This window comes from Geminocystis sp. NIES-3708, assembly GCF_001548095.1.
GTDB lineage: Bacteria > Cyanobacteriota > Cyanobacteriia > Cyanobacteriales > Cyanobacteriaceae > Geminocystis.
The window spans coordinates 237,369-251,033 of record NZ_AP014815.1; the positions used below are offsets into that span (position 1 = coordinate 237,369).

Annotated in this window: 9 protein-coding genes and 1 tRNA gene; 8 read left to right on the forward strand and 2 right to left on the reverse strand. The window is 31.2% G+C overall.

Annotated features, from left to right (window positions below; all coding sequences use genetic code 11):
• Positions 1–62 precede the first annotated feature (62 nt).
• The 6 genes from GM3708_RS00970 to GM3708_RS00995 all read left to right on the forward strand — a co-directional run bounded on the left by GM3708_RS00970 (position 63) and on the right by GM3708_RS00995 (position 11,071).
• Positions 63–5,798, forward strand: coding sequence for an alpha-2-macroglobulin (locus GM3708_RS00970; protein ID WP_066343231.1), 5,736 nt, complete (start codon positions 63–65; stop codon positions 5,796–5,798).
• Positions 5,799–5,977: 179 nt separating this feature from the next.
• On the forward strand, positions 5,978–7,132 hold the full coding sequence (gene dprA / locus GM3708_RS00975; RefSeq protein WP_066343234.1) for a DNA-processing protein DprA: 1,155 nt from the start codon (positions 5,978–5,980) through the stop codon (positions 7,130–7,132).
• Between the two features lie 103 nt (positions 7,133–7,235).
• Entirely contained in the window at positions 7,236–8,135 is a 900-nt protein-coding gene (locus GM3708_RS00980; protein ID WP_066343236.1) for an AEC family transporter, read from the forward strand.
• Between the two features lie 22 nt (positions 8,136–8,157).
• Positions 8,158–8,457 (forward strand): type II toxin-antitoxin system HicB family antitoxin, encoded by a 300-nt coding sequence (locus tag GM3708_RS19745; RefSeq protein WP_082713958.1) that lies wholly within the window; start codon positions 8,158–8,160, stop codon positions 8,455–8,457.
• 30 nt (positions 8,458–8,487) lie between these two features.
• Complete coding sequence (locus GM3708_RS19715; RefSeq protein ID WP_066343239.1) at positions 8,488–9,843, forward strand: WD40 repeat domain-containing protein; 1,356 nt, start codon at positions 8,488–8,490, stop codon at positions 9,841–9,843.
• A gap of 151 nt (positions 9,844–9,994) precedes the next feature.
• A complete protein-coding gene (locus GM3708_RS00995; RefSeq protein WP_066343241.1) occupies positions 9,995–11,071 on the forward strand; it encodes a class I SAM-dependent methyltransferase in 1,077 nt (358 codons plus the stop codon).
• 282 nt (positions 11,072–11,353) lie between these two features.
• Here the strand turns inward: GM3708_RS00995 and GM3708_RS01000 are convergent, their stop codons facing one another.
• Positions 11,354–11,692, reverse strand: coding sequence for a hypothetical protein (locus tag GM3708_RS01000; protein ID WP_066343242.1), 339 nt, complete (start codon positions 11,690–11,692; stop codon positions 11,354–11,356).
• A gap of 241 nt (positions 11,693–11,933) precedes the next feature.
• Here GM3708_RS01000 and GM3708_RS17690 point away from each other — a divergent pair, with 241 nt between their 5' ends.
• Together GM3708_RS17690 and GM3708_RS01005 are read left to right on the forward strand one after the other, a co-directional pair.
• Entirely contained in the window at positions 11,934–12,794 is an 861-nt protein-coding gene (locus GM3708_RS17690) for a M48 family metallopeptidase (protein WP_071827553.1), read from the forward strand.
• Positions 12,773–12,854: transfer RNA gene (locus tag GM3708_RS01005), tRNA-Leu, on the forward strand. Before GM3708_RS17690 ends, GM3708_RS01005 begins: the two co-directional genes overlap by 22 nt.
• 109 nt (positions 12,855–12,963) lie before the next feature.
• Here the strand turns inward: GM3708_RS01005 and GM3708_RS01010 are convergent.
• Complete coding sequence (locus GM3708_RS01010) at positions 12,964–13,614, reverse strand: 1-acyl-sn-glycerol-3-phosphate acyltransferase (RefSeq protein ID WP_066343244.1); 651 nt, start codon at positions 13,612–13,614, stop codon at positions 12,964–12,966.
• Positions 13,615–13,665 lie beyond the last annotated feature (51 nt).

Consider the following 13,665-nt stretch of genomic DNA (forward strand, 5'->3'; position numbering starts at 1 on the left):
ATTTGAGTAATCTTTTTTTTAAATTTGCTATCACAAAGTTATGAATAATTGGGGAAAAGTAAATGTCAGCAAAGGGTAAAACTCGTAAAATTATTAAATACGGAAAATACTTGATCTTGAGTATTATTGCCTGTATTTTTATAGTAGGATGTAACCTATTGAGTATTCAAGAAGGAAAAGAGCCTTTACCATCAGTTTCTTCTATACCTTTACCAACTTTACCTAATTGGATTGAGCAAATTACCCCCATCGATGAAGCTAAACCCTTATCTCAAATTTTGATTCGTTTCAAAAATCCCTTAACTCCTCTTGAAAAACTTGATACACCTGAACAAGAAAATCTGTTAACTAAGTTTGAAATATTACCTCCTTTACCTGGTCAGTTTCGTATTTTAACACCAAAAATGGTAGGTTTTCAGGCTGATCAAGCATTACCAAAAGCCACGAGAATTAAAGTTACGTTAAAAGCAGGTTTATCAGATTTAAAAAATAACACTTTAGAAGAAGATTTAGCGTGGACATTTAATACTGAAACAATAAAATTAACCAATTTACCCGGTAAAACTATGGATTCAGATGAAGAAGTTCAACCTATTGATATTAAGCCTAATTTAGAATTTACTTCTAACGTTGAACTAGATCTTCATTCTCTCACAAATAAAATTAGTTTGAATTCTTCAGAAAGTCAAGAAAAAATTAACGTTACAGTTGCATTAAAACCTAAAGATAAAAATACAGAATATACTGAAGATTCTTCAGAAAAATTTGATCCTTCTTCTCCTCTATGGATTTATACACTTAAACCTCAAAAAACTCTAAATAAAGCAACTAATTATCAATTAGAATTCGCCCCAGGTTTACTTCCTCTCAATGGTAATTTACCCAGTCAATTTCCTTTTTCTAGTAAGCTATTTACCTATGCACCTTTAGCCTTTGATAAAATTGAAAATTATGGAAAACCTGATCAATATGGAGTTTATGGACGTTTTGTTAATGGTAGTCCTCAATTAAAATTTAATAATGGTTTAATCGCTAAGTCAGTAATCGAAAATATAACTATTAATCCTACTCCAAAAAAAGCTATAAAATTACTTCAAACTTATGATGAAGATAATATTGTAAGTTTTAATCCTTGGGCATTAGAAGCAAATACTAACTATACAATTACTATTAATTCTAAACTTCAAGATAAATTTGATCAAACTTTAGATAAACCCCTTACTTTAAAATATCAAACAGGAGATATTGCCCCAGAAATATGGGCACCTAGTGAGTTAAATATTTTCCCTTCAGAAACTGATTTACAATTAAATATTTCTACAGTAAATTTACCAAATTCTCAGTATCAAGCCACTTATAAAGTTATTCAACCAGAAGATTTAGTTTATAGTGAATCTGCTTATCCTACAGGACAAAATAATGATTTATTACCAAACTCAAAAACTTGGTCAACTTTTACTGCCAAGGGCAAAAAAAATGAAGTTTATGATAATGTTATTCCTCTCAAAGAAAAACTAAATAATAGTAAGGGAATATTAGCTTATGGAGTTAAAGCAAAGACGAATAGTTATAATGAAAAAGATAAAATTTTATGGCGTGAACCAGAATATTACGGATTAGTACAATTAACTAATTTAGGTGTATTTTCTCAGTGGTTTCCTGAATCTGGTTTAATTAAAGTTTATCATTTATCTGACGGTTTACCAGTAAATAATGCTACGGTAGAAATTTATCTGTCAAAATTAGAAAATACTGAAGAAAAATATCCTCCTCAACCTTGTGCAATAAGTCAAACCGATGAAACAGGAACTATAATTTTTGATGGTGAAAAATGGAGTAATTGTCTTATCAATAATGAACCTCCGAAATTATTAGTAATTGCCAAAAAAAATGATGATTGGGCATTTGCAAGAACTAATGAATATAGTGGTGCTTATGAATATGGAATTAACGCAGGTTGGGATGATAAAAAACCTATTTCCAGAGGAATTATTTTTTCTGATCGACAATTATATCAACCTCAAGAAACTGCTTATTTTACTGGTACTGCTTATTACTTAAAAAATGGAATTTTACAGCAAGATAAAAATATTCTTTATCAAGTTACTTTAACAAATCCTGATGGAAAAAAGGTTGATTTAGGTACACAAACGACTAATGAATTTGGAACATTTTCCTTAGAATTACCTTTAGCTAAAAATCAACCATTAGGTAACTATTCTTTAGTAGCAAAAGGGGAAACAGGAGTTGAAATTTATGGAGATTTTCGGGTGGCTGAATTTAAACCACCCAATTTTAAAGTTGATCTTAAATTGGATCAAGAATTTGCTTTTATTAATGAAAAAATAACCGTTAATACAGAAAGTAATTATTTCTTTGGTTCACCCGTTCAAGGAGGTAAAATAAATTATTATGTTACCCGTCAAAAAGCTAATTTTACACCAAAAAATTGGGATAAGTTTAATTTTGGTCGTCAATGGTTTTTTCCTGAAGAAGAGCCTGAAGTCCCCAATGATGTATTACAAGATAATCAAATTTTAGATAAGACTGGTAAAAATACTCAACAAATTGCTGTATCTCAAGATTTACCTTATCCCATGACTTACCTAGTGGAAGCACAAGTTAGCGATATTTCTAATTTATCGGTGTCGAATAGTAAAACTTTTACAGCTTTACCTAGTGATAAATTAATTGGATTACAAAGCGACTTTGTCGCGAATGCAGGGCAATCTTTTCCTGTTAAATTAATTGTGACGGATGCCACAGGAAAAGTGATTACTGGGGAGAAAGTCAAAGTAGAATTGCAATCAATGAATTATAGCAGTGTCATGAAATTGGAAGAAGGAAGTCGCATTGCTAACCAACAAATTGAGTATAAAACAGTAGCACAGCAAGACATAATGTCTAGTAACGAGCCTCAAATAATTTCTTTTACCCCTTCTGATTCTGGCTCATACCGTATTCAAGCAAATTTTATCAATAGTAATACTGATATTACAGCTACCGATTCACAAATTTGGGTAACAGGGGAAAATCAAGTTAATTGGGCTGATAGTTACGATAGTAATCAACTAAAAATTGAACTTGATAAAGACACCTATCAAGTGGGAGAAACTGCCACTGCATTGATACAATCTCCTTATCCCGAAGGAGAATTATATTTTGCCGTAATTCGTCATGATATTATTTATCATACTACTCAAAAAGTAACAGGGGGTGCACCTAAAGTTCAATTTACCGTTACTCCTGAAATGTTGCCTAATGCTGCGGTAGAAGCTGTTTTAGTGCGTCAAGGTACACCTTTAACACAAATGGAAGCAGGTAACGTCAAAAATTTAGTACGCATTGGTTTTACACCTTTTAATCTCAACTTGGATGAACAATATTTACAAGTAAAAGTCACTCCCCAAGAAACCATAACAAAACCAACTACAGAGCAAACTATTAATTTAGAGCTAAAAGATTATCAAGGTAATCCCATTGAAGGACAATTTACTCTGATGGCTGTTAATGAAGCTATACTACAATTGACGGGTTATAGTCCTCCAGATTTAGTCAAGACTGTTTATGCAGATCAAGATATATCAACTCGTTTAGCTGATAATCGTCCTCAAGTGGTTTTGAATTCTCCAGCTTCTCCACTACAAAAGGGTTGGGGATACGGAGGTGGAGACTCAGCAGGAATTGCTAATACCCAAATTCGTAAAGATTTTCGTGCTTTAGCCTATTATAATGGCTCTATTTTAACCGATAGCAACGGAAAAGCTAGTATTAATTTTACCTTGCCTGATGATTTAACTACTTGGAGATTAATGGCGATCGCCACTGATGGGAACTTACATTTCGGAAACGCTGAAACAACTTTTATTACGCAAAAACCCCTTAGCACTAATCCGATTTTACCTCAATTTGTACGCTTAGGAGATCAATTTTTAGGAGGTTTATCCGTTACTAATTTAGCAGAAAAATCAGGATATTTAAGTATTAATAGTGAGAGTTCAAACAATTTTAAATTTACTAAAGAATCTCAGCTAAAAACTCAAGCAGAATCAGGAACAAAAATTTATACTTTTCCTATAACTGTAAGTAAAATAGGCGAAGGTAAAATACAATTTTTAACAAACTTAAATAATCAGGAAAAAGACGCTTTTGAAACACCCTTAGAAGTCAAAAATTTAGACATAACAGAACAACTAATAACATCAGGTAAAATAGAAAATGAAATTACAATACCTTTAAATATTAATAATCAAGTAATAGCTGATGCAGGAGGTTTAGAAATTTCCTTAGCTAACACCTTAATTCCTAATATAAATCTTACTGCTAAACAAATTTTTGATAACGAAGAATATCCCTTTTTAGAAAGCTCTGCCAATCGTTTAATGATTGCCGCAAATTTACAAATTCTCAAAGAGAAAGGTAAATTAAATTTAACGGATTTTCAACCGATAAAAAAAGCTAATGAAGCTATAGAAAATTTAGAAAAATTGCAAAAAGAAGACGGTGGATTTACCTCATTTCCACAAGGAGAAAAGTCAGATCCTTTTTTAACACCTTATGTTGCTAATAGTTTAGTACAAGCAAAATTAGCAGGATTTAAGATTGATAAAAATTTACTCACTTCTGTGACTAATTACTTAGAAAAAATCTTAGCAAATCCAGATCAAGATAACTTATGCAATAACTTGATTTGTAAAAATCAAATCCGTTTAAATAGTTTAATTGCGTTAGATAATTTAGGACAAAAACGTACTGATTTTTTACAATCTATATATGAACAAAAAGACGAATTAGATTTCGTAAATCAGATTAAATTAGCTCGTTATCTTAGTCAATTTCCAGAATGGACAAATCAAGCAGAAAATCTTATTAATAATATTCAAGAAAGCATCTATCAAACAGGAAGAAATAGTACTGTTAATTTACCTTCTTATTGGAGTTGGCTTGACTCAAATACTATTGCTCAAGCAGAAGCATTACGTTTATTTATTACTAAGGAAAATTCATCAGAAAATATTGATCGTTTATTAGAAGGATTATTAGCAATGCGACGAAATGGAGTTTGGAATAATAATTATGAAAATGCTCAGGCATTAACTGCTTTAGTTGAATATAGTCAATTAGAAAGTATTTATTCTAATTTTCAGGCAACAGTAAAACTTAATAATCAATTGTTAGAAAATGTCAAATTTCAAGGTTATAAACCATCTAATTATGACATCAATATTTCTAACAAAAATTTACCAAATGGAAAAAATAATTTAAAATTAAGTAAATCTGGTGAAGGTATTTTACATTATTTAACAGCTTATAAATATCGATTACTTGGCAATCAACCGGGGTGTTTAAATGGACTGCGAGTTACTCGTTATATTCATCCTGTTAATCAACAAAATATCATTGAAAAATTAGGACTTTATGCCCCTGATAAATTAGTAACTTTACCTGTAGGAAATATTTTTGATTTAGAATTAGAAATTATCACAGATCATCCCGTCAATCATCTTATTATTAATGATTATCTTCCCGCAGGATTAGAAGCTATTGATAGCAATTTTCAAACATCAAGTAACTATTTTCAAGCTCAAGAAGACAGTTGGCAAATTAATTATCAACAAATCTATAAAGATAAAATAGTTGCTTATGGTGATCAACTAGAAGCAGGAGTGTATCATTTACATTATTTAGTACGCTCAGTTACTAAAGGAACTTTTGAATGGCCCGGTGCTGAAGTTCATTTACAATACGCTCCTGAAGAATTTGGACGTACTGCCTCAGCAAAAATGGAGATAAAATAAATCCGTAAATATTACGATAACTGAAAGCTGAGTACTCATAGTTAAAACTTCTAAAAATCTCACGACTTCCATAGTAAGATTGCTATATAATATTTTTTTAGTAATTCAAAGTATTATATTTATTGTCATTAATTATAAAGATTTAGTATTAAAGTAGATAATAGATATTGCCTAATTTTATGATAGAAGATCAAGAAAAAATTTACTGGTTAGCATGGTCAAAAATAAAAGGACTAGGTGCAGTATCTCTAAAAAAAATATATGATTATTTTGGTAGCTTGGAACTAGCTTGGAAAGTTTCACCCCAAGAATTGATAAAAATAGAAGGAATAGGTAAAAAATTATGTAACTCAATTCAAGAAGAAAAAATAAAAATTGAGCCTGAAAATTTATACTTAAAACATCTCGAAAAAAATCCTAACTTTTGGACTCCTAACGAAAAAGAATACCCTCAATTATTATTAGAAATTCCTAGCCCTCCAGCCATATTATATTATCAAGGAAAAGTAAATTTAGCTGAAAATCAAGGTATAAATCCATTAATCGGTATTGTTGGCACACGAAAACCCACAGAACATGGAAAAAAATGGACGTATAATATAGCGAAGGCTTTAGCTGAAAATGGTTTTACGGTGGTATCAGGTTTAGCTGAAGGTATTGACACTCAAGCGCATCGTGGTTGTTTAGATGGTGGTGGAAGAACTATTGCTATACTAGGTAATGGACTTGATAGGGCTTATCCTTCAAGCAATCGTCAGTTAATGGCAGAAATTGCCGAAAAAGGGCTAATTATGACAGAATATGAGTATGGAAGCACACCAGAAAGGAGTAATTTCCCAGCCCGTAATCGCATTGTTGCTGGTTTATGTCGAGCAGTTTTAGTGATGGAAGCACCAGAAAAATCAGGGGCGTTAATAACTGCCCGTTATGCCAATGAGTTTAATCGAGATGTTTATACTTTACCGAATACTCCTGATAATGTTCAAGCGAGGGGATGTTTACGGTTAATTCATAATGGGGCGGAGGTGATTATTACCCCAGAAGAGTTATTAGCTAGTTTAGGAGTGATTCCTAGTTTAGTTGAAGGGCAACAATTATCATTATTTTCAGCGTCTTCTCCTTCAATACCGCAAAAAACAAAAGAAGAACCCATCTTATCCTCTACTTTTAGAATAATTTATGACCAGATCGATGTCAACCCCACTTCTTTTGATGTGATTGTGGAAAAAAGTTTTCTCAATAGTGGAGAAGTTTCAGGAATTTTATTACAACTAGAGTTAGAGGGTTTAATCACTCAATTACCCGGCATGATGTATCAAAGAATTAATAATTAATAATATTAGAAAATCCAAAATATCTAATTAACTTTTAATTCCTAATTATCAATTAATTCCTCATTCTCGATTTCCTTTTCAATCTAATTCCTAATTATTTGTTGTGAATATAATCTTATCTTCGGTGTTGCCAGTAGCTTTAATTATTGCGATGGGTTATGTTGGCAATAAAACTCTAAAATTAGATCAATCAACTTTATCTCAAATTAGTGTTTATATTTTAGCACCTGCATTAGTTGCAGATAGTTTTTATCGTACAACTATTTCTAATGATGCAGCTTTAAGGTTACTTTTAGCTTATGTTTTAACCACAGGAATTATTTATGGTGGCGTGGTAATAATTAGCAAACTTCTCAAATTATCCGCCGATGATGATAAGGGATTATTAGCCATTAGTCTTTGCCCAAATAACGGTAATATGGGTTTATCAATTATTGCTTTTTCTTTAGGAAATGAAGGGTTAGAAAGAGCGGTAATTTATATGATTTTTTCTAGTGTCGTGTTATTTGGAATGTTACCAGCGATGCTAAAGGGTGATAGTTTAATGACAAGTTTAAAAGTTACCTTTAAGTTACCATTAATTTGGTCAATGGTCATCGGAATTATTTTACATTTTACGAAAATAACTTTACCTTTCAATCTCGGCAAAAGTTTGGAATGGTTAGGCATTTCTGCTATTCCCATTGCTTTAATTATTTTAGGAATGCAGTTAAGTAAAACTAAATTTGAGTTTGGTGTCGGCGAATTTACCGCTACCATTGGAAGATTGGCGATCGCCCCGATAATAGCTTATAGTGTAGGAAGGTTAGTTGGTTTAGACGGATTAGATTTACAAGTATTGACTTTACAAACAGCGATGCCAACGGCAGTAAATGCAGTGATTATGATTAAAGAATTCGGCGGAAATACGACAATGGTAGCAAGAACAATTATCATATCTACATTGATGAGTTTTGCAACTTTGCCCCTAATAATTTGGTTAATGACTTCACCTTTAGTTTAATAAAAAATTACAATAATTAAATATGAATAATAACGGTAAAAAAGTTTATGATTATACAGTTATTGTTGAAAAAGAAGAAGGCAGTTATCATGCTTTTTGTCCTCTTCTTAAAGGTTGCCACTCTCAAGGAGATACTTTTGAAGAGGCTATTGCAAATATCACAGAAGTGATTGAGTTATATATTGAAAGCCTAATTGCTGACAATTGCCACACAGCATCCAAATATACCTCAGTTCTACACAAGAAAAATGGTGAAGACAAGACAGGTGAAAGAGTCTACAAGTGGACAGGAAGAAAAATTCTCAATATAGTACAGTTATAGTAAAATAATAATGAAACTTACTGTAAAGCTATGCTAATAGAAGAAGAAACGTTAATTACAGCAGTTAAAGGTTTAACTAGACGGGTAAATATTAAAGTAGAACATTTACAAATCATTGATCAGGCTCTGAAATACAATAACTTTAATAATGAACAATGGGATAATATTCTTAACCGAAATAATATTAATTTTGCCCTAAAAGATAAGATTTATACGATGGAAATGGTAAGACTTTTAACTTTAAGAGCGATCGTTAATCCTCATACTATTATTGAATATTTACTCTGGTTAAATTTGGGTAAAAAAAGTAATAATAATCCTCTGAATTATAGTCTTAATTTTCAGCAACAAGTTAATAATATTTTCAAAAATAATAATTCATTATTGGTTATTAATTGTCACCTAAAAAAAGGTATTGATACCATTATAAAAGAGTTAGAAAAGCAAAATAAAATTATACAATCACTAGAGCAATTTATCTCAGATAATAGTAATTTATGGAAAGATTCTTTTAAAGGTTATTTATCGACAAAAAAACCATCTATATTTAACAAAATTATATCTGAATATATATTTCCCAAAAAGTTTACTAAGCAAAATTTTCCTGAAAAGTTTGTTGCCGAAAAAAAGTTTGTAATTGAAAAAACTTTAAGTGGTTATTCTAATATTGTATATAGTGTAGCATTTAGTCCTGATAGTCAATATTTAGCTAGTGGTAGTTGGGATAATACTATTAAAATTTGGAATGTTAATAATGGAAAATTAAAACAGACTTTAACTGGTCATTCTAATATTGTATATAGTGTAGCATTTAGCTGTGATGGTCAATATTTAGCTAGTGGTAGTTGGGATAAAACTGTTAAAATTTGGAATGTAAATAATGGACAATTAAAACAGACTTTAACCGGTTATTCTAACATTGTATATAGTGTAGCATTTAGTCCTGATGGTTCATATTTAGCTAGTGGTAGTTGGGATAAAGCCATTAAAATTTGGAATGTGAATAATGGAAAATTAAAACAAACTTTAACTGGTCATTCTGATGATGTATATAATGTGGAATTTAGTCCTGACGGTCAATATTTAGCTAGTGGTAGTCAGGATAAAACTATTAAAATTTGGAATGTGAATAATGGACAATTAAAACAGACATTAACTGGTCATTTTAAGAGTGTAAATAGTGTAGCATTTAGCTGTGATGGTCAATATTTAGCTAGTGGTAGTGGTGATAAAAACATTAAAATTTGGAATGTAAATAATGGAAAATTAAAACAGACATTAACTGGTCATTCTAATAATGTAAATAGTGTAGCATTTAGCTGTGATGGTCAATATTTAGCTAGTGGTAGTTGGGATAATACTATTAAAATTTGGAAGCTACAATGAGAATAAGTTAAACAGTTATCGATCATCCTTCATCAACATCAGTATATTTTATAATTAGTGCAATATCTAAGTTAAACAGTTATCGATCGCAATTTTTCTTTACAATAGTTAATATAACTTCATCATAAAATCATAACTGTATATCATAACCATGGAATCAATCTTTGACTTAACCCAATTTATACCCGAAGAATTGTTAAAAAACGCTTATGAAACATGGCAACAAACCAAAGCAGGTTTTAGTTTAGCGCATAAAAACTTTAGTACTGAAATCAAAAAAGTCTTTTTTCCGAATAATGCCATTGAATATAAAGAAATAACTCCTGAAACTTTCCAAACTTTACAAGCTAGATTTCAGATAATTATTGAAGAAGATTGGCGAGATGCACAAAGAGGAATTTATCCTGTTAATTTATTATTCGATGCTGACTGGCAGGAATTTTTACAAAGCTATCTCAAAATTTGGTTAGATTATCCCCAAACTTGGACAAGGATGCAACAACAAAAATCTCAAGATTTCGCTGAAGATGTTAACCTCGAATCTTATCCTCAATATTATCGCCGTAACTTTCACTATCAAACTGATGGTTATTTAAGCGATTATTCTGCTAATATTTATGATTTGCAAGTAGATATTCTTTTCAATGGTATTGCTGATGCCATGCGTCGCCGAATTTTAAAACCACTTTTGGAAAGGTTAAAAAACTTTGATAAAAATTCTGACTTGAAAATATTGGATTGTGCTTGTGGTACTGGTAGAACTTTGAAATTTTTAAGGGCAACTTTTCCTGATGTATCTTTATATGGCGTTGATTTATCTTCTGCTTATTTACGCAAAGCCAATCAATTATTATCTCAACTTCCCCAAGAATTACCGCAGTTAATCGAAAGCAACATCGAAAATTTACCTTATCAAGATAATTATTTTCAAGGAATTAGTAACGTTTTTGTTTTTCATGAATTGCCTAATCCTATCAGACAAAAAGTTATTGATGAATCTTTCCGAGTTTTACAATCGGGAGGAGTTTTCGTGATTTGCGATTCCATACAATTATCAGATTCTCCTGAGTTAGAAGCCATGATGACTAACTTTTCCATTGCATTTCATGAGCCATTTTATCATGATTATATTCAAGATGATATAGAATTACGCTTAGATAAAGCTGGGTTTAAATATATTGAAGTGAAAACCTATGGCTTTAGTAAATATTGGGTAGCGACAAAATAATTAGAAATTTTAGATTTTTTTCTTGATTTTTATTTCTTCTTTAAAACGAAATTTTCGGAAAATCTTGATTCACGATACCATCAAAATTATTGATTATTGTTTCTAAAATTTTACAACTACTAAAATTACTATTCTTAAAAATAGCAAGTTGATAGAAAAAACTAAAAATAATACAAGGTTTAGTGATAATAATTTAATAAGGAAATAACATATAAAGAATAAGTTTAACACCTTAGATTTTACACTCTAAACCTTGCATCAAAATAACAAATATTTTATATTTTATTTCGCATTAATAGCTTCTTGAGAAACAGGTACAAAGTCGCCATGAATGGTTAAAGCTAATAGCATTTCGTCATCTTCAGGGATTAATTTACCACTAAGTACGCAACTTTCATCCTTTCTTGCAGTAGCGGGAATAGTGGCGCGAATATCAGTTTTGGAAAAATTAGGACGATATTCACCAGATTTTTGTTGAACATAATTCCAGAGAATATCTCTGATTAAAGTTTGATAACCTTGACTACCAGATAATGCTTTTAAGCTATCTTTGAGGGTTTTTTCCAAACGGATACTGGTTACTTCCATTTGAGTTGTCGATGTTCTGTGTACTCCGCGCATAATTTTTATTCCTTTAAATTATTTAGACATTAGGTGATACTAGAGTAGTATAAAACTTCTCTACTTTGCCAAAAATTAGGCAAAAACTTTACAAATATTTACTATCTATTATTACATAAAAGTGATTAAAATGAAATATCAATTCTAAAAATTGAATTATAAATTTAGTTTTTCGGGCTTTTTCTTCTATTTAAGATAGTTGTTGTTAAAATGTGGAAAAGAAAATTTATCAGCTATAACTATGACTATTAAATTGATTGGATTAAAAGCAGACCATTTTCGTCATCCCCTTGATTTAAAAGCAACGACTCAATTAAAGCAAATTCCAGGCTTAGATTTAGCTATGAGAGGGGTTTTAGGTAGTGTGGCTGAAGATTTTTTTTATCTAAATAATATCGCTTCTAGCATTCTAATTAGTGAAAAACAATTACCAGATTTATATGAATTGTTGTTGTCTGCCTGTGAAGTCTTAGACTTAGACGTACCACAACTTTATATCCAACAAAACCCTATTCCCAACGCTTATACCTTGGCAATTAGGGGAAAAAAACCTTTTATTGTAATTCATACATCATTACTAGAAATTCTTAACCCTGATGAAATTAAAGCCGTCATAGCTCACGAATTAGGACATCTAAAATGCGAACACGGAGTTTACCTAACTTTAGCCAATATCATGGTGTTAGCCGCAGGTTTAATACCTTCTTGGGGAACTTTTGTGGCTCAATCTTTACAAAGTCAATTATTACAATGGGTGCGTTGTGCAGAATTTAGTTGTGATCGTTCAGCATTATTAGTAGTACAAGATCCCAATGTAGTGATGTCGTTACTCATGAAATTAACAGGAGGTTCTCCTAGCATTGCCAGTAAATTGAGTTTAGAGGCTTTTATGGCACAAGTTAAAAAATATCAAGCGATGAGTCAGACTGACATCGGTAAAATGTTACAAGAAATGCAAACATCTCAATTGACTCATCCCGTGCCGATTATTCGAGCTAAAGAAATTGAAAATTGGTCAACATCTTCCGATTATTATCAGTTGACCCAGAAAGAAAAAATAGGTTATAATGACAAAAGTACGGGCGGATGGCGAAATTGGTAGACGCACCACACTCAAAATGTGGCGGCTTCGGTCATGCGAGTTCGAGTCTCGCTCTGCCCATGAGTAAAAATAGAGTTTTCCATCAGTAATCATGTTTTTTGTTTAAAAACCTTTACTTTTAGTTATTACAAGAATAATTGCTTTTAAGAAAGCATTCTTTTGGTAAAATCTAACTAGAAGTTTCATACAGGTTATTAATACTTTGGGCACATTGATTGGTAACTAATTCTAATTGTTCTTTTTTACCAGAAATAGGCGGCTCAATTAAATCACCAATTTTCACATGAATTTTGACAAATTGGGGCATTTTTTTGCCTGGTATGCTAATTTTTTCTGTGCCACATAAACACACTGGTAATAAAGGGGCTTGAGCTTTTGCCGCAATTAAAGCCGCCCCCAATTTGGGATCATAAATTTTCCCATCAGCAGTACGAGTTCCTTCAATAAATATACCTGTTGCCCATCCTTCTTCAATTCTAGAAATGGCTTGACGGATTGCCTTACGATCAACACCTTCACGATTTACTGGATAAGCACCCAAAGCTGTAATTATTTGTGTTAAACCGTTAATTTGAAATAATTCTTCTTTTGCCATATAAGAAACAGGGCGTGTAATGGCAGCAGAAAGTAAAGGAGGATCAAAAACACTAGCATGATTACTAACAATAATTAATTTACCTTTAGAGGGTATCTTTTCTCTCCCTGCAACAGTACCTCGGAAATAAAGATGAAATACAGGATTAACGACAAAAGATCTAACAAGGTGATAAACTGTTGTTTTAGTTTTTTTTACTTTTAGCGATGATTGATTTTGATTCATCCGTTTTTAATAAATATAAATAAATTGTTAAAATCTGAAAAATTATTATAG